A 16,983-nucleotide genomic window follows, 5' to 3' on the forward strand; every position below is an offset into this window, starting at 1 on the left:
CGGACGAACGGCCCGGAACCATGGGGTTCCGGGCCGTTGTCGTTGCTGGAGAAGGTGTTCCGCCGGTCAGGCGTCGAGGACGCGGACCTCGCGCTTGACCACGGGCGGCAGCACCGACCAGGGGAAGTTGATCCACCGGTCGGTGCGCTTCCACACGTATTCGCAGTCCACCTCGGAGTGCGGCTTCTGATAGATGACCGCACACCGCACCTCGGCGACGTGTGCGGAACAGAAGTCGCGCACCAGTTTGAGGGTCTTGCCGGTGTCGGCGACATCGTCGGCGACGAGCACGGTCGCGCCGGTGAGGTCGACGGCATTGGGCACCGGCGGCAGCATGACCGGCATGGCGAGGCGTTGATCGACGCCGGTGTAGAACTCGACATTCATGACGTGGAGGTTTTTGACGTCGAGGGCGTAGCCGAGGGCTCCGGCGACGAAGAGTCCGCCGCGGGCGATCGAGAGGATGAGGTCGGGTTCGAAGCCGTCGTCGGCGATCTCCTGGGCGAGATCGCGGCTGGCGTCACCGAACAACTCCCAGGTCAGTTCCTCGCGGTCGCTCATTCCGGACTCCGTTCTGCCTGCGGCGGTGGGTCTTCGGATCTTACGGATGATGGGTGAGGGTGTACCAGAGCAGGGCGAGGGTGCCGAGGGCGAAGATCGGGACCAGGATCATTGTTTCGACCTTGTTGCCGGTGCGGTCGATGATCGGGACGCGGGTGCGGATCTGCAGCGGCCACAGAAGGCGGCAGCCGCGGTCGGTGAGGCAGTCGCCGATGAGGTGGGCCAGCGCACCCAGGCCGACGGAGAACGGCAGCCAGAGGGGTTTGTCGCTGATCCAGTGGTCGATGGCGAAGGTGCCGCAGACGGCCAGCAGCACGACGGTGCCGTAGGACTTGAGTCCTTCGCCGCTCGGCGCGAACCCGAGGGCCTTGATGGCGAGGGCGAGCAGGAAGAACACCAGCGAGAGCGTGAAGTACCGGCCGAGGAAGTGCTCACCGGCCCAGGTGCCGTAGGTGACCAGCGCGACGAAGGCGAAGGAGTGGGTGCCGTGGCGGTGTCCGCCGGATGCCCACGAGATGCCTTTGCAGGCGTAATGCGAGACCGGCCCCAGCACATGGGAAATGGTGCCGTTGGGGTGGTCGGCGTCGGGCAGTAGCGCGGCTCCCGCGGTGAGGAAGGTGCCCATCACCAGATCGACGGGGCGAATGGCCCCGGATTCCACTGCGGGATAAGTCAAAACGGTGAACGGTAGCGCCGCGGCCGCCGCCGACCAGGCGAGCGCGCCGCTGGTCGCATGTGAATGTCCTAGCACCGCTTGGAGGTTAGCGGATCGGACCGACACGGTTTTACGAGTGAATGGTGTGCCGAGGTGTATTGCCCGGCAGCAGATTCCGTCGGCCGTGGGCGCTGTTCGATGAAAATGCTGTGGGGACAACGGTATTCACCTGTGCCCAGGTGCCGCCGATGGGTTGGATGTGTTCCATGTCGCTTTCCGGGTGCCCGCGTGCGGCCGGTCGAAGCCCTGAAATAGTCTCGGATTCGATTGCGCTTTCCGCTCAGAGAGGAACGGACATGTCGGTTGCGTCCGCGGTGAAGGACCAGATTCAGCAGATCGGTGGGGGATTCATGTTCTCCCGGGAAGCGCGAGCCTTCTCCGACAGCACCGGGGTTCCGGGTTTTCTGCCCGGGTATACGCGTGGGCGCGGTGGGGTGCTGGGTGAGGTGGACGCGGATGTGGTGAGTTCGGCGTTCGGGTTCTTCCGGCCGGAGACGGTGCGGGCGGCGTGGGAGTCCACCTCGGCCATGCCTGCCGAGGTGGCGGCGCTGGGGTATCTGAAGGTGTGTCAGGATTTCGGCCGCCGGAAGCTGGCGGGGTTCGAGGACTCGGAGCGGCTGGCGGAGCTGTTGCAGCGGGTGGTTGCCGCGGCGGATCCGGTGGGTGCGCCGTTGTTCGGGGGTTGGCGGGCGCTGCCGCAGGCGGAGGATGCGCCGGGGTTGGTGCTGCAGTTGATTCATGTGCTGCGGGAGTTGCGGGGTGGTCTGCACCTGGTGGGTGTGCTGGGTAGCGGTTTGACGCCGTTGCAGGCGGTGCTGATCGCGGGTTCGCCGTTGGAGTCGGGTACCGATCATGCGCGCAGTTTCGGCTGGCCGGAGCCGTACGCGGAGATCACGGCGGAGCTGAAAGGCCGTTGGATGCAGGCGGAGTCGATCACCGATGATCTGATCGGGCCCGCGTTCGCGGTGCTCGACGACAAGGAGGGCGAGGAGCTGGCCGCGTTGCTGACCGCCTGTCAGTCCGTGGTTTTCGGTTCCCGCTGAGCCGATGGCCGCGCCGGTGCGGTGAGCAGCCAGCGCCAGCGCGGCAATTCGGTGACCACGGTGATGGCGGCGAGCACGGCGACGATACCGACCGCCCAGCCGGGCAGGACGAGGATCGCGCCCCAGAGCGCGCCGCCGAGTTCGAGCAGCATGAACGTGATGGTCACGATGCCGTGGACGGGGACCATGATCTGGTCCTTGTCACCGGGGGTGGCGAAGACGCCGGGGACGGCGATGAGAACGACGACGGCCAGGATCGACCAGATCACCGAGTAGTGGAACAGCCCCCACGGCAGGGTGATCCAGCCCACCAGTTCGGTGAGCACGCGCAGCAGCGCGGGGATCCGGCCGCGGTCGGTGAGATTGGGGGAGGTGGCGGCGCGTTCGAGCATGCGGCGAGGATCGCATACGCGGGGTGTGTGCGCAGCCCGAACGCGGGCGTGCGATCGGGCTGCGCGGTGGGTGTGCGAATCCTGTTCAGCGGTGCAGGAATTCGAGGGTTACGCGTTCGAAGGCTTCCTTGGCCTCGTACATGACCCAGTGCCCGCATTTGGGGAAGACGTGCAGTTCGGCCAGGGGGATCTGGCGCAGCGGGATCAGGGCCATGTCGGTGGGGCATTGCCGGTCGTCGGCGCCCCAGGTCAGCAGGACCGGGCTCTTGACCTTGTGCAGCATCGACCAGTACGGCGGGGTGGGGGAGTGTTCGAGGAATTGCTGTTGCAGCGCTAGGGCTTCGGAGCCGTACATGGCCTTGAGGCTGGCCTGGGCGGCGGGGTCGCTGGCGGCGTTCCAGCGTTCTTCGACGAGGTCGTCGGTGATCATCTTGGGGTCGTAGATCATGCAGCGCAGCCAGCGTTCGAGGCCCTCGCGGGTGGGGTTGTCGGCGAATTCCGACAGCAGCCGGGTGCCTTCGCTGGGGTTGGCGGTCAGCAGGCTGTGTCCGACGCCGCCGATGGCGATGAGCTTTTCGACGCGCTGCGGATGCTTGATGGCGACATTGACGGCGACGACGCCGCCCATGGAGTTGCCGAGCATGGCGGCGGAGTCGAGGCCGAGGGCGTCCATGAAGCGGATGACGGAGTCGACGGCGGTGAGGACGGGGTGGCCGGGGACGGGGTCGCTGACGCCGAAGCCGGGGAATTCCAGGACGTAGCAGTGGAAGTGCTCGGCGTAGAAGCCGAGGTTGCCGCGGAAGTTGCGCCAGCCGTTCACGCCGATTCCCGAGCCGTGCAGCAGAATCAGGGGAGGGCCGTCGCCGGCCTCGTGGTAGCGCAGGACGCCTTGGTCGGTGGCGATTTCGCGTCGGGTGTTCTCGTAGGTGACATCCACGCCACCCACAGTAGAACAGGTTTCAGTTTCGAGCTCGGATCTCCCGGTAGGCGCTATAAGAGATAGTCACATGCAGACATGCGCATGTATTTAAGCTAATCTCATCGCTATGGAGACCACGGCGAACAACCGGAAGAGCAGCCAGGACGGCCACGGTCACGGCCTGCTGGGTCCGCGCGCGGAAATGGCCGCCGCCATCGGATCCGGCCTCACCTACACCGCCGGTATGGCGACGAAGTATCTGCTCGACACCCCGGGGTGGGTGCCGACCATGCTGTTCCTGGCCACCTACGTGCTGGGAGGCTTCTTCACCATCCGCTCGGCGATCGAGACCATCCGTCGAGGCCGCTTCGAGGTCGACTTCCTGATGCTGGTGGCCGCCGCGGGTGCGGCCGCGGTCGGCAAGTGGGCCGAGGGATCGGTGCTGTTGTTCCTGTTCAGCCTCGGGCACGCGCTCGAGGAGTACGCCATGAGCCGCGCACAGCGCTCGATCGCCGCGCTCGGTGAGCTGGCGCCACGCACCGCGATGGTGCGCCGCGGCCCGGACCGGGTCGAGGAGATCGACGTGGACGCGCTGCGCGTCGGCGATACGGTTGTGGTGCTGCCCAATTCGCGCTTGAGCGCCGACGGTGTCGTGGTCGCCGGGGTCAGTGCTGTCGACGAGTCGTCGGTGACCGGGGAGAGCATGCCGGTCGACAAGCAGCCGCTCGCGGATCCCGACGCGACGCTCGGTACCCGGGTGCCGGAGGTGCACCGGGTGTTCGCGGGCACGCTCAATGGGTCGGGCGCGCTGGAGGTGCGGGTCACCAGCCGTGCGGAGGATTCCACGCTGGCGCGGGTGATCGCGATGGTGCGTGACGCCGATACGCAGAAGTCGCCGACGCAGCGGTTCATCGACCGCTTCCAGCGCTTCTACGTGCCCGCGGTGATCGCGGGCGTGCTGACGGTGATCGGCTTCGGGGTGCTGGCATTGTCGGAACCGTTCGCCGACAGCTTCTATCGCGGCATGGTGGTGTTGGTGGCGGCGAGCCCGTGCGCGTTGGCGATCGCGACACCGAGCGCGGTGCTGGCGGGCGTGGCGCGGGCCGCGCAGGCGGGGGTGCTGGCCAAGGGCGGTGGCCCGTTGGAGTCACTGGGTCGGGTGCGATCGATCGCGTTCGACAAGACCGGGACGCTGACCTGGGGTCAGCCGCGGGTGACCGAGGTGGTGGCGACACGGGAGGAGTTGCGGGAGCAGCTCGTGTCCGTGACGGTCGCGGTGGAGTCCTTCAGTGATCATCCGCTCGCCGCCGCGATCACCCGTGACCTGGCGCTGGAAGTGCCTTCAGGGGTGGAAATGACGGCGACGGCAGTGAATTCGGTGACCGGTCGCGGCGTGACCGCGCTGGTGGACGGGCGGGCCACCGAGATCGGCAACCTGACCATGTTCGCCGAGCTGGAGACCGACGGGGTGCCCGCGGAGATCACCGCGATCGTGGAGGGTCTGCACGCGGCGGGCCGCACCACCATGATCGTGCGACACGGCGGCGTGTATCTGGGTGTCATCGCGGTCATGGACACCCCGCGCGTGGAGGCCGCTCCGGTGATCGCGTCGCTACGGGCGATGGGCGTCGCGGAGATGGTGGTGATCTCCGGGGACAATCAACGCGTGGCCGACGCGGTCGCCGACGGTCTGGGTTTGGATGGCGCGCACGGTGGTCTACTGCCGGAGGACAAGGTCGCGATGATCGGGCGGCTCAACGCCCGCGGCGGTACCGCGATGGTCGGTGACGGGGTGAACGATGCTCCGGCGATGGTGAATTCGTCGGTGGGTATCGCGATGGGCGCCGGTGGTTCGGCGGTGGCGTTGGAGACCGCGGATGTGGCGTTGATGAGCGACGATATCGGCCGGTTGCCGTTCGCGGTGGCGTTGAGCCGGCGCAGTGCGACGATCATTCGCCAGAATCTGGCGGTCGCGCTGATCATCGTGGCGGGCCTGGTGCCGGCGACGCTGATCGGGTTGCCGATCGGTCCGGCGGTGTTCATCCACGAGGGCTCCACGTTGCTGGTGGTGGCGAATGCGTTGCGGTTGTTGCGTTTCCGCCGTGGTGGCGAGCATGCGGGGATCGAGCACGAGGCCCGTCCGGCCTGATCGCGCGATACGCCGGGAGCCGTCGGGGGCTCCCGGCGTATTCGCAGCATCCGGGACTGTGGTTCACAGCGGGCTCCCAGTCGGGGTGCGCATGCTGATGTTCGAGTCCGGCGGGGACAGCGCCGGCATGGCATCGAACAAGGATCAGCACATGTCGTCATATTCGGGGTTGCGGGCGGGGCGGACCGCGGCCGCGACGCTGCTGGCGGTGACCGCGGTGGGCACGCTGACAGCGACCACGTTCGCCTACGTCGACGTGCACGGCGGTGGAAGCGGCGGCGTCGCAACACCCTCGGAGGGTCCGGCGGCGACCGTCGCTCCCGATGGGACCGCCGCGAATGCCACCCCGGCTCCCGCACCGGTCTTGAGTCCGGGGCACGGGCGGACCCACGCGCGATCGAGCGGCTCATGATTGCGGCGATGGAACGGACCGCTACCGCGGAATGGCCGGTATGGAGTACGTCGGCGCGGGTAGTGGTGACCGAGGCGGCCGGATTGGCTGCTGCCCGTTCGATGTTGCGCACGTATCTGAGTGAGGTGGACGCGGCGTGCAGCCGCTTCCGCGCCGATTCGGAGATTCGCAGGCTCACCGCCCGCGCGGGTCAGCCGGTGCTGGTGAGCGCCTTGTTGGCGGAGTATGTGCGGGCTGCGTTGAGCGCGGCTCACGACAGTGGCGGCGACGTGGACCCGACCGTCGGTGCGGCGCTGATCGGGTTGGGCTACGACCGCGATTTCAGCCTGCTGCTCCCGGCATCGCTCTGCGAAACCGGTTCAGGCTCAGACGTGTCCGGGGATCGGTCGGTGGCTGCGACGGTGATCGCCCGCAGTGATTGGCGGGCCGTCGACTTGGATGGGCGGACGCTGACGGTGCCGGAGGGCGTGTCACTGGATCTGGGTGCTACGGCCAAGGCGCTGGCGGCCGATCACGGTGCCCGCCTGATCGCCGATCGGCTCGGTTGCGGTGTGCTGGTGAGCTTGGGTGGCGATATCGCCACGGCCGGACCGGCTCCCGCAGGGGACTGGCAGGTGCTGGTGGAGGATCGGCCCGGGGAACCCGCCTGCCGGATCACGCTTCCCGAGGGTGCCGCGCTGGCGACCTCGAGTACGCTGCGGCGGCGCTGGTGGCGCGGCGGGAACCTGGTGCACCACATCGTGGATCCGCGCACGGGTGTGGCGGCGGATCCGGTGTGGCGGACGGTGTCGGTGGCCGCGGGTTCCTGCATCGCCGCCAATGTCGCCGCGACCGCCGCGATCGTGCGCGGTCGGGAGGGACTCGCGGGTCTGCGCCGTGGTGGGCTGCCCGCGCGGCTGGTGGGCCGTGACAGGGAGATCGTGCGCCTGTGTGGGTGGCCCGAGCCGGCCGGCAGTGATGATCGGCCGCGGCGCACGGAGGGCGAATCGTGATGGGGCAGGCCGGTTTCGACGAGGCGTTGTGGGCGTTCGGGCGCGGCAGCGGGGTGATGGCGCTGGTAGTGCTGACGGTCAGCGTGGTGGCCGGGATCCTGGCCCGCTCGGGCCGGGTCGTGGTGCTACCGCGCGCCGGGATGGCGATCTTCCACCGAGGTGCCGCGCTGACCGCGACCGCGCTGGTGACGGTGCACGTGGTGAGTTTGTGGGCCGATCCGTGGGCGCAGTTGCGGCTGCTGGATGTCCTGGTGCCCTTCGCTGGAACGTATCGACCGTTGTGGGTGGGCTTCGGGTCGATCGCGCTGGATGTGCTGGTCGCAGTATTGGTTTCGGGATTACTGCGCCAGCGCATCGGGCCACGCGTGTTCCGGGCCGTGCACTGGGCGACGTATGCGCTGTGGCCGGTGGCGGTGATCCACGTGCTGGGTGCGGGGACGGATGCGTGGCGGCCGTGGCTGCTGGCGGTGTCCGCCTCGTGCGTGCTGGCGGTGGTGTGTGCGGTGGGCTGGCGGGTCAGTCGCGGGTTCACCGAATTCTCCGGGGCGCTCGGGCAGGTCACCCGATGACCGGCCCGCACGCTATGAACGGCTCGCACACCATGTACGGCCCGCGCGCGGTGTCGCGCCTGCTGGCCGCTACGGCCCCGGAGCTCGCTTCTCACGAGGCGACCCACGGCCGATTGCCTTCCACGGCAACCCATGCCGGTCTGATCGAGGCGGTCGCGGCAGCCGGGTTGCGGGGACGCGGAGGAGCCGGGTTTCCCGTCGCTCGCAAGCTGGCCGCGGTCGCGGCGGGGCGGCGTCCGGTCGTCGTCGCCAACGGTGCCGAAGGTGAACCGGACAGCCACAAGGATGCGGTGTTGCTCTCGCGCGCACCGCATCTGGTCCTCGACGGCCTGGTCGCGGCCGCTATGGCCGTGGGTAGCCGGGACTGCCGCTGCTACGTGCCGCAGTCCGCGCTCGAGACCGTGCACCGGGCGATCGCCGAGCGGCAGGCCGCCGGATACCGGGAACCGGCGATCGAAGTTGTCACGGCGGCGGACACCTTCATCGCGGGGGAGAAGTCCGCGGTGGTGAACGCCCTCGCCGGGCGTGCGCCGCGGCCATCGGATCAACCGGTCAGTCTGTCGCAGACGGGACTTAACGGCCGCCCGACGCTGGTTCAGAATGTCGAGACGCTCGCGCAGATCGCATTGATCGCCCGCCACGGACCCGGCTGGTTTCGCAGTATCGGTGCCACTGAGGAGCCGGGAACGGTGCTGATCAGCTTGTCGGGCACCAGGATCGGCGGCGTCTTCGAAGTGCCGACCGGAATCGGGTTGAGTGAGCTCATCGCGGGCGCGGGCGGCACCGATCCGGCGCGAGTGCGCGCGGTGCTGGTCGGCGGCTGGCACGGCAGCTGGATCTCCGGGCTCGCGGTCGCGGGAGCACGGCTGTCGTCGCGAGGTCTGGCACACGTGCACGCCCAGCCGGGTGCCGGTGTCGTACGGGTGCTGCCACACGGGGAGTGCGGGCTACGGGCCACCGCCCACATCACCGCGTATCTGGCCGCGCAGAGTGCCGGGCAATGCGGGCCGTGCAAGTTCGGATTGCCGAGTTTGGCGGCCGGATTCGAGGATCTCGTCGAGGGCGTCGGGGATCCGGCCGAGCTGGCGCGAATCGCCGGACTGGTCGAGGGTCGCGGCGCCTGCCATCACCCGGACGGGACCGCGCGCCTGGCCCGGTCGGCGCTGGCCGTGTTCGCCGACGACATCGCCCGTCACCGTCGCGGCGGCTGCGTCGCACAGATTCCGCTGGCCCGCACGGGAGCCAGGCAATGAGCACTCCGCAACGCCTGCACATCGATTGGACCCGCTGCGACGGCCGCGGTGTGTGCGCGGAACTGCTGCCCGACCTCATCGCCCGCGACGACTGGGGATACCCGCTCACCCGTGACCATCGCGACCCGGTGCCGAGCCCCGCGGAGTTACCCACAGCGCGCGAGGCGGTGCGGTTGTGCCCGCGCCTGGCTTTGAAGCTGTTGCCGCTGGCATGATCGGGGTGAACTCCACGTCGGACACAGGGGGCAGATCATGGCGGCTTCGACCCGAATCCAGCGGTTGCGCAACCTGATCGAGCATCCGCGCACGGGGGCTGCGGAACGGGCGGCCGCGCAGCGCATGCTCGACCGGATTGTCGGCGCCGCCCGCCCGGTGGTGGGGGACCGCAGTTACGGGGCGCGCCACGACCGGCCCGGGCGGCACGCGAGCCTGTCACGGATCGCGGAGATGATCCGCGAAGACCTCGCCCTGGCGCGTGTGTTCGCCGAGGCCGCCGTGCCGGGAGAACTCGTCACCCGCAACGCTGTTCGTGACGCGCCGTCGCAGGTGAGCTATCTGGTGGACACGCCTTTCGATGCCGGGATCCGGGTCGTGGTGGATCGGGTGCCGCGCGCGTGGGGCTGGCCTGATGGTTACAGCGAGTCCGAGGCGTTGCGGGAGCTGCTGGCCGAGGTCACCGACATCATGAATGCCTACAACCACGACGGCAGCGATATCGACCGGCGTTATCACGGTCGTGTCGAGGTCCACGCAGGGGAGTAGCCGCCCCAAGCGCGTTGCCGCACAGTCGAATTGCTCTGCCGCAACGTTGACTCGGCCGCCGGTCGTTCGATCTGCTGCCCGCCGGAAACGGGCGATGCCCCCGGACCGCACGGGTCCGGAGGCATCGCCCGCACGCAGTGACTACGCGCCGGTGAGGTCGAAGCGGTCGAGCTCCATGACCTTGGTCCAGGCGGCGACGAAGTCGCGCACGAACTTCTCCTTGGAGTCGTCCTCGGCGTACACCTCGGCCAGCGCCCGCAGCTGCGAGTTGGAGCCGATGGCCAGGTCCACGCGCGAGGCGGTCCACACGGTCTTGCCGGTGGCGCGGTCCTTGCCCTCGTAGGTGCCGTCGTCGGCGGTGGCCGGGCCCCACTTGGTGGACATGTCGAGCAGGTTGACGAAGAAGTCGGTGCTCAGCACGCCCGGCTTGTCGGTCAGCACACCCAGCTGCGAGCCGCCGTGGTTGGCGCCCAGCACACGCAGACCACCGATGAGGACGGTCATCTCCGGCGCGGACAGGGTCAGCAGGTTGGCCTTGTCGATGAGCAGGTACTCCGCGGGGATGCGGGTGCCCTTGCCGACCCAGTTACGGAAGCCGTCGGCGGCGGGCTCGAGCGCGGAGAAGGACTCCACGTCGGTCTGCTCCTGGGTGGCATCCGCGCGGCCCGCCTGGAAGGGGACCTCGATGTCGACACCGGCGGCCTTGGCGGCCTGCTCGACACCGGCGTTACCGGCCAGCACCACCAGGTCGGCGAAGGACACCGGCTTGCCGAAGCCCGCCTGGATGCCCTCGAGCACCCGGATGACCTGGGCGAGCTCGTCGGGCTGGTTGACCTCCCAGCCGGCCTGCGGCTGCAGGCGGATACGGCCACCGTTGACGCCACCGCGCATGTCCGAGCCACGGTAGGACGACGCGGCCGCCCACGCGGTCGAAACCAGCTGCGCGACACTCAGACCCGACTCGACGATCTTGGCCTTGAGAGCCTTCGCGTCGGCGTCGGAGATCAGCGCGTGATCCACGGCCGGGATCGGGTCCTGCCACAGCAGGGTCTCGGCAGGCACTTCGGCACCGAGGTAGCGGACCTTGGGGCCCATGTCACGGTGGGTGAGCTTGTACCAGGCCTTGGCGAAGGCCGCGGAGAGCTCTTCGGGGTGCTCGAGCCAGCGGCGGGTGATCTGCTCGTAGACCGGGTCGATGCGCATCGACAGGTCGGTGGTGAGCATGGTCGGCAGCTTGGCCGGGCCGTCGAAGGCGTCGGGGATGATCGCCTCGGCGTTCTTGGCGACCCACTGGTGCGCGCCCGCGGGGGACTTGGACAGTTCCCACTCGTAGCCGTAGAGGGTCTCCAGGAAGCTGTTGTCCCACTTGGTGGGGGTGGGGGTCCAGGTGACCTCGAGGCCGGAGGTGATGGCGTCCTTGCCGACGCCGGTGCCGTAGGTCGAGCTCCAGCCCAGGCCCTGCTCCTCGAGCGGGGCGGCTTCGGGCTCGGCACCGACATTGTCGGCCGGGCCGGCGCCGTGGGTCTTGCCGAAGGTGTGGCCGCCGACGATCAGCGCGGCGGTCTCCTCGTCGTTCATGGCCATGCGCGCGAAGGTCTCACGAATGTCGACCGCGGCCAGCTGCGGGTCCGGGTTGGCGTTGGGGCCTTCGGGGTTGACGTAGATCAGACCCATCTGGACCGCCGCGAGGGGGTTCTCGAGGTCGCGCTTGCCGGTGTAGCGGGCGTCGCCGAGCCATTCGGTCTCCGGGCCCCAGTACACGTCCTCTTCGGGCTCCCACTGGTCCACGCGGCCACCGGCGAAGCCGAAGGTCTCGAAGCCCATGTCCTCGAGGGCGACGTTACCGGCGTACACGATCAGGTCGGCCCAGGACAGCTGCTTGCCGTACTTCTTCTTCACCGGCCACAGCAGACGACGCGCCTTGTCCAGCGACGCGTTGTCGGGCCAGGAGTTCAGCGGCGCGAAACGCTGCATACCGGCGCCGGCGCCACCGCGGCCGTCCTGCACGCGGTAGGTACCCGCGGCGTGCCAGGACATGCGGATGAAGAACGGGCCGTAGTGACCGAAGTCGGCGGGCCACCAGTCCTGCGAGGAGTGCATGACCTCGACGATGTCGGCCTTCACCGCGGCCAGGTCCAGGTTGCGGAACTCGGCGCGGTAGTCGTAGCCCTCGTCCATGGGGTTGGCGACGGCCGGGTTCTTCTGCAGGATCTTCAGGTTGAGCTGGTTGGGCCACCACTGACGGTTGGCGCTACCGCCCTCGGCCGGATCGGTCTGGCGGCCGTGGGCGACGGGGCAGCCGCCGGTCTCGGCGGGGGCGTCGATGTGCGCTTCGGACACGGTATGTCGTCCTTCCAGGTAGGTGATCGGGGCTGTCGATCACGGGCTGTGATCGCTACTTCTGTTGTGTTGCCGCTGTTTTCGAGCAGTCGGGGCACAGGCCCCAGTAGACGACCTCGGCTTCGTCGAGCGCGAAACCGTGGCTGTCGGACGCGGTCAGGCAGGGTGCGTCGCCCACGGCGCAATCGACGTCGGCGATCTGACCACACGAGCGGCACACGACGTGGTGATGGTTGTCGCCGACGCGGGTCTCATACAGCGCCACCGACCCCATGGGCTGGATGCGCCGCAGCAGCCCGGCGGCGGTCAACGCCCGCAGGACGTCGTAGACGGCCTGATGGGAGACACCGCTGAGGGCTTGGCGTACGTAACCGAGAATCGAGTCGGTATCGGAGTGGGGGTGCTCATGTACCGCAGTCAGCACCGCGAGCCGCGGTGCGGTCACACGCAAAGCGGCCCCGCGCAACATGCGCTCGAAATCCGTAGGCGTGGGCACGACCCACACTCTGCCCGTTTTTCTGGAATGAATCAAGTCTTGATCGCTCGGGTCGGAGACATTCCCGCCTGCCTCACGACGACGATCACGCCCGGGTTCAACCCGCCCCCACTTTCTGGGGCACCAACAACACCGGCGCAGTGTTAACGCTTTGCCCGGAAGTACCCGGAACAGGGCGTTTCGGGCAAGAGTACGGCGAAGAACCGTGCAGCGCAGGCGATTACGCAAACTTCCGCTCACGCTGGGCCGTAACGGGGATTCACAGGGTTCGATGTGGAGCTTGCACACGAACGGTAGGCAGTACCGAACTTCGAGGGGATCTCATGCGGATCAAGTCACTGGCCGTCGTCGCATTCGCGGCAGGCGTCGCCATCTCCGTCAGCGGTTGCGACCCGAACACCTCCGCCGGACCCGCCACCACGACCCCGGCCGCACAAACCACCCAACCCGGAGCCTCCAGCCCGGGCGGCATCGACCACGACGGACCCGGGGCGGGAGCACCCATCACCACCACCGCGCCCGGCGGCATCGACCATGACGGGCCGGGAGCCGGGGCGCCGATCACCACCGTCGCCGGGGACGCCACGCCCCCCAAATGCGTGACCGGTCAGATCATCCTGGACAAGGGACACGGGGGACCGGTCGGCGGGGACTGGTTCCTGCGGTTCATCAACAACAGCTCCAAAACCTGTGTCATCCAAGGATTCCCGGGCGTCTCACAAACCAACGGAGCCACCGGCGACCCCGTCGGCGAACCCGCCCAACGCGACCAAGGGCCCGGCGCACCCACCCCCAGCCCCGTCACGTTGACACCGGGTGCCGCGGCCCAGTTCGAATTCATCACCTACCCCAAGCAGGTCAACGACTGCAACGCGCTGCGCACCAACACCCTGCGCGTCTACCCGCCCGACAACACCGAATCCATGTGGCTGCCCTGGGACGGCCTGATCTGCCCCAGCCCGCAACGCATGCTCCTCGTGCGCGCCGTCACCCCGGCCTAGCAGCGGCACCCGGCCCGGGGGAGACCCGGGCCGGGGGAGTAGCCGCTAGTGCGCGAACGCGTCGTTCATCGGCGTCGCGTACTTGTCATTCGCCGTCAACGCACCCAAACCCAACGCCGCCTCGATCGTGCGACCGGTGCTGTAGTGGTCATAACGGGCAGAGCTGGTGATCGCCGCCGGGACCGTGCCCTGCGAACCCACCAGCACGGTCGCCACATGATTGTCGGCCTCACTGAGGTCCTCATCCCAGGTGACGATCAACAGCGAACGCTGCTGAGTCCAGGCGGGGGAGGCCAGGATCGGATCGATCGTCTGCTGCAACCAGCCGTCCTGCACCTTGCGGCTCGCGGCATTACCGTTGCCCGCCGACTCACCGTCGTAGTAATCGTCGGCACCGATCCACGAGAACGCCGGGGTCGTGGCCGCCGAGGCGAGATCGGTCGCCATCTGATCGGTGTCGACCAGATGCGCCGCACACCGCGCCGCGTTGCCGGAGATGTCGGTGAAGTTGATGAACGGGGCGTCATCGGGGGCGTAGTACTGATCCTTGGTGTGCTCGGTCGCCGCAGTGGCGTTGCACGGGGAACCCATGCCCTGCTCGTACGCCTTCCAGCCCTTACCCGCCGCCTCGAGCTCGTCACCGAGATTCTGGTTGGGGTCCTTGATATTCGGCCAATACGTCGCACCGACGGTGAACGTGTCGCCGCCCGCGATCGCCATGTAGTTCTCGTCGCTGGGGTGATAGACGGCGTGATAGTTCGTCATCGAAGCCCCCTTACCCATCAACCCGTGGAAGTACGGCATGTCCGTGGTGTCGGGAGCGATCGCCGAATAATCGGTGTTCTCCATCATGATCACGAACACGTGGTCGTAGCCCGGCACCGTCGACGCCGGGGGAGTCAACGCCGCCGCAGCCACCGGCGTCGACAACGTCAACGACAGATTGTCGAAATACCCCGCCTCGTGCGCACTGTTGACGAACTTCACCTGCACCGCGATCGAGCGAGTACCCTTCGGCACCGCAGCAGAGGTCTTGCGATCGAGGAAAGCGTTCTTGGACTTGCGATCCGACGCACTCACCGTCGGCAGCGCACCGGTACCCACCGACTGCCCCGACCCATTGAGGAAGGTCACCGACACCTGCGCCTGCCCGGCATAGCTGCCCCAACCACCCAGCCAGCCTTCGAGGTTGTAGCTCACCCCGCCACCATCGATCGCACTCGCCGCCGAGGCCACATTCACCGTCTGCGCGATCGCCCCATCACCCTGATTGCCGGGCGCGAAGAACGCCTTCCCGGGCGCAGGACTCGACGGATACGTGAACGACCCCGCCGACGAACAGATCACATCCGGGCTACCGGCCGTGATGCTCCAGCCCGGCAGGGTAGTAGCGGCATTCCAGTCCGTGGTGCAATACCCGGCCTCCGCATCCCCATTCACGATCAGATTCCCGCTACCCGTCTGCGCCTGCGCACCAGCAGGCACGGCCAAAACCGCACCCACCACCGCCACAACCCCGGCCATAGCCGACCAAACCCGCATGTTCCGAAACTCCTCCCACCGCAACGATGTTCGCCGCGGTTGCGATGCGAGAGCTTTGTACCGGCCAAAGATTTCCGCGCACCCAACAAGGGGAGCCGATCATCGAACAGCGGGAAAACGACACCGCCCACCCAACCGCAACTTTACATAATGTTGATTATCGGCGCGGTTACGGGACCAGAGTTGATCTTGAAAGATGTTGTGTACGTGCGGTGTTCGCGCAATCCGCACTCGTCGTGGCGGCCGGTCGGCTCGGCTTCGCTCTTGGTGGCTGTCGCGTGAACACTCTTCGCCTGGAGGGTGCCGAATCGGTCGAAATGAAATCTTTTGCCGGACTGGCCATTTGGTGGAAAATTTCCTGTTTCGGCCGGTTGGCTGGAATCGGCGATCTCGAGCCCGATCCGGCCTCCGATGGCTTGCGTCCTACTCCCCTTGTTGCCGGGTTTCCCCACCCTAATACGTCACAGTGACGTATTAGGGTGGGGTGGCTGGAGGGTGGAAGTTGTTGGTGTCAGGGTGATTTGGGCGAATTTGGGGGTGTCAGGCGGAGGTCAGGGCCGCGTCGCGGCGGCGCTGGGCGTCGAGCCAGTCGATGATGGTGCGCAGCGCCAGGCCGAAGTTGCCTACCTGGCAGTGGTTTTGGGCTTGTTCGTGGCGGGTGAAGACTCGGGTGGTCAGGGAATTGGTGGCGGTGAGCAGGGCGATCTGGTCCAGGAGGTGCTGGTTGGGGATGTAGTGGTCCTCGTTGCCGTGCAGGATCAGGACGTCCTGGGTGACCTGGGCGGAGATGGAGGCGGTTTCGTAGTCGCGGTAGGCCTGGAACATGGCGAAGGTGGTGGCCGTCGCGGTGGTGTGCTTGCCCTGTTCGATGGCCCATTCCAGCAGCAGGTTGCCGGTGGCGGCGCGGGTCATGAACTCGTCGACGGCGGCGGCGTCACCGGTGTCGAGCCACGACATCAGGTGCGCGCGAACCTCGTGCGGGAAGATGTGCAGGTTCACCTCCAGGAAGGAGGTCATCACGCCGTAGCTGACGCAGCGGCGGACGCGGGGTTCGTGGGCCGCGGCGCGCAGGGCCAGACCGCCGCCCATGGAGAAGCCCATCAGGGTGACCTCGTGCAGGTCGTAGAAGTCCAGGACGGCGCCGACGGGCTGCTGCCAGTCCGCGCGGAACGGGACGTGGGCTTCCTCGAGGGTCGCGCCCTGGCCGGGGCCCTCGAACAGGACGACGTCGTAGCCGGCGTCGCGCAGGGCGTAGCCGGCGGCCAGCCATTCCTCGATGTAGGAGTCGAAGCCGCCGAACACGACGATGGTGCCCAGCGGTGCGTCGGGGGTGAATCGGTAGGCCGACATCCAGCCCTCGCCGAACGGGATGCGGCTGTTGCTGTCGGCGGGTACCGCGTAGTGGGCGCGCACGGTGTCGAGGAAGCGGGTGCGGGTGGGCAGTTTGCGGTCGTCGCCGGTGGGCAGGAAGAACTCGGCGATGCGCAGATAGGCGGCGCCCTTGAGGGATTCGCCCGCGGTCAGCCACTTCTCGCCCAGGGTGAGGAAGATCTGCGCGAAGGTCGGGTAGTCGTGGACGTCGGCGGCGGCATCGCGCATCTCGCTCAGCATGGTGGGGTCGCCGACCCAGCTGTAGAAGCGGTTCATCTGATAGTTGACGCTGGCATCGGGATGTAGGTCGTGATAGCCGATGGGCAGGGCGGCCAGGCGCCGGTCGAGGTCGTCGCGGGCGGGCATGGTCGGGAATTCAACGGTCACCCGACAAGTCTCGAAGCCGAGGGCCGGGCTGATCAACGAGCAAACAACCGCGAAATCATAAGTCGCGCTTATCGATTGG

Annotated in this window: 18 protein-coding genes; 10 read left to right on the top strand and 8 right to left on the bottom strand. The window is 67.8% G+C overall.

Translation table 11 applies throughout. The features are described from left to right. Nucleotides 1–66: 66 nt before the first annotated feature. The gene (locus ACYVN4_RS24430) at nucleotides 67–561 is read right to left on the bottom strand and encodes a phosphoribosyltransferase (RefSeq protein WP_460724316.1); all 495 of its coding nucleotides are present in this window, start codon (nucleotides 559–561) and stop codon (nucleotides 67–69) included. Nucleotides 562–601: 40 nt separating this feature from the next. Then, entirely contained in the window at nucleotides 602–1,312 is a 711-nt protein-coding gene (locus tag ACYVN4_RS24435; protein ID WP_460724317.1) for a metal-dependent hydrolase, read from the bottom strand. A 260-nt stretch (nucleotides 1,313–1,572) separates the two neighbouring features. On the opposite strand from ACYVN4_RS24435, the gene ACYVN4_RS24440 reads away from it, so the two are divergent. Then, complete coding sequence (locus ACYVN4_RS24440; RefSeq protein ID WP_460724318.1) at nucleotides 1,573–2,319, top strand: SCO6745 family protein; 747 nt, start codon at nucleotides 1,573–1,575, stop codon at nucleotides 2,317–2,319. Here the strand turns inward: ACYVN4_RS24440 and ACYVN4_RS24445 are convergent. Continuing rightward, the gene (locus ACYVN4_RS24445) at nucleotides 2,292–2,711 is read right to left on the bottom strand and encodes a hypothetical protein (protein WP_460724319.1); all 420 of its coding nucleotides are present in this window, start codon (nucleotides 2,709–2,711) and stop codon (nucleotides 2,292–2,294) included. The two genes, ACYVN4_RS24440 and ACYVN4_RS24445, sit on opposite strands and share 28 nt — an antisense overlap. 85 nt (nucleotides 2,712–2,796) lie before the next feature. Next, nucleotides 2,797–3,648, bottom strand: a complete 852-nt coding sequence (locus ACYVN4_RS24450) for an alpha/beta fold hydrolase (protein ID WP_460724320.1) — start codon at nucleotides 3,646–3,648, stop codon at nucleotides 2,797–2,799. Nucleotides 3,649–3,757: 109 nt separating this feature from the next. On the opposite strand from ACYVN4_RS24450, the gene ACYVN4_RS24455 reads away from it, so the two are divergent. The 7 genes from ACYVN4_RS24455 (at nucleotide 3,758) to ACYVN4_RS24485 (ending at nucleotide 9,767) form a co-directional block, all read left to right on the top strand. Continuing rightward, nucleotides 3,758–5,779 carry a heavy metal translocating P-type ATPase gene (locus tag ACYVN4_RS24455; protein ID WP_460724321.1) on the top strand — a complete coding sequence of 674 codons (2,022 nt, stop codon included), beginning with the start codon at nucleotides 3,758–3,760 and terminating at the stop codon, nucleotides 5,777–5,779. Between the two features lie 151 nt (nucleotides 5,780–5,930). After that, complete coding sequence (locus tag ACYVN4_RS24460) at nucleotides 5,931–6,191, top strand: hypothetical protein (RefSeq protein ID WP_460724322.1); 261 nt, start codon at nucleotides 5,931–5,933, stop codon at nucleotides 6,189–6,191. An 8-nt stretch (nucleotides 6,192–6,199) separates the two neighbouring features. Beyond that, nucleotides 6,200–7,183 (top strand): FAD:protein FMN transferase, encoded by a 984-nt coding sequence (locus tag ACYVN4_RS24465; protein ID WP_460724323.1) that lies wholly within the window; start codon nucleotides 6,200–6,202, stop codon nucleotides 7,181–7,183. Next, on the top strand, nucleotides 7,183–7,752 hold the full coding sequence (locus ACYVN4_RS24470) for a ferric reductase-like transmembrane domain-containing protein (RefSeq protein WP_460724673.1): 570 nt from the start codon (nucleotides 7,183–7,185) through the stop codon (nucleotides 7,750–7,752). The genes ACYVN4_RS24465 and ACYVN4_RS24470 overlap by 1 nt, the downstream gene beginning before the upstream one ends. Then, nucleotides 7,749–9,005 carry an NADH-ubiquinone oxidoreductase-F iron-sulfur binding region domain-containing protein gene (locus tag ACYVN4_RS24475; protein ID WP_460724324.1) on the top strand — a complete coding sequence of 419 codons (1,257 nt, stop codon included), beginning with the start codon at nucleotides 7,749–7,751 and terminating at the stop codon, nucleotides 9,003–9,005. The genes ACYVN4_RS24470 and ACYVN4_RS24475 overlap by 4 nt, the downstream gene beginning before the upstream one ends. Next, a complete protein-coding gene (locus ACYVN4_RS24480) occupies nucleotides 9,002–9,220 on the top strand; it encodes a ferredoxin (RefSeq protein WP_460724325.1) in 219 nt (72 codons plus the stop codon). Before ACYVN4_RS24475 ends, ACYVN4_RS24480 begins: the two co-directional genes overlap by 4 nt. Before the next feature lie 37 nt (nucleotides 9,221–9,257). Further along, on the top strand, nucleotides 9,258–9,767 hold the full coding sequence (locus ACYVN4_RS24485; protein ID WP_460724326.1) for a hypothetical protein: 510 nt from the start codon (nucleotides 9,258–9,260) through the stop codon (nucleotides 9,765–9,767). A 141-nt stretch (nucleotides 9,768–9,908) separates the two neighbouring features. Here the strand turns inward: ACYVN4_RS24485 and katG are convergent, their stop codons facing one another. Together katG and ACYVN4_RS24495 are read right to left on the bottom strand one after the other, a co-directional pair. Continuing rightward, nucleotides 9,909–12,107, bottom strand: coding sequence for a catalase/peroxidase HPI (katG, locus tag ACYVN4_RS24490; protein ID WP_460724327.1), 2,199 nt, complete (start codon nucleotides 12,105–12,107; stop codon nucleotides 9,909–9,911). A 55-nt stretch (nucleotides 12,108–12,162) separates the two neighbouring features. Beyond that, a complete protein-coding gene (locus ACYVN4_RS24495) occupies nucleotides 12,163–12,576 on the bottom strand; it encodes a Fur family transcriptional regulator (protein WP_460724674.1) in 414 nt (137 codons plus the stop codon). Nucleotides 12,577–12,926: 350 nt separating this feature from the next. Here ACYVN4_RS24495 and ACYVN4_RS24500 point away from each other — a divergent pair, with 350 nt between their 5' ends. Next, complete coding sequence (locus ACYVN4_RS24500; RefSeq protein WP_460724328.1) at nucleotides 12,927–13,604, top strand: DUF4232 domain-containing protein; 678 nt, start codon at nucleotides 12,927–12,929, stop codon at nucleotides 13,602–13,604. A gap of 45 nt (nucleotides 13,605–13,649) precedes the next feature. On the opposite strand, the gene ACYVN4_RS24505 is transcribed toward ACYVN4_RS24500, so the two are convergent. Beyond that, nucleotides 13,650–15,146 carry an alkaline phosphatase family protein gene (locus tag ACYVN4_RS24505; protein WP_460724329.1) on the bottom strand — a complete coding sequence of 499 codons (1,497 nt, stop codon included), beginning with the start codon at nucleotides 15,144–15,146 and terminating at the stop codon, nucleotides 13,650–13,652. 26 nt (nucleotides 15,147–15,172) lie between these two features. Here ACYVN4_RS24505 and ACYVN4_RS24510 point away from each other — a divergent pair, with 26 nt between their 5' ends. Beyond that, a complete protein-coding gene (locus ACYVN4_RS24510; protein WP_460724330.1) occupies nucleotides 15,173–15,616 on the top strand; it encodes a hypothetical protein in 444 nt (147 codons plus the stop codon). A 70-nt stretch (nucleotides 15,617–15,686) separates the two neighbouring features. Here ACYVN4_RS24510 and ACYVN4_RS24515 read toward each other — a convergent pair whose 3' ends face one another. Beyond that, nucleotides 15,687–16,904: an alpha/beta fold hydrolase gene (locus ACYVN4_RS24515; RefSeq protein ID WP_460724331.1), complete on the bottom strand. Its 1,218-nt coding sequence runs from the start codon at nucleotides 16,902–16,904 to the stop codon at nucleotides 15,687–15,689. Nucleotides 16,905–16,983: the final 79 nt, after the last annotated feature.

The organism is Nocardia heshunensis, from assembly GCF_054782115.1.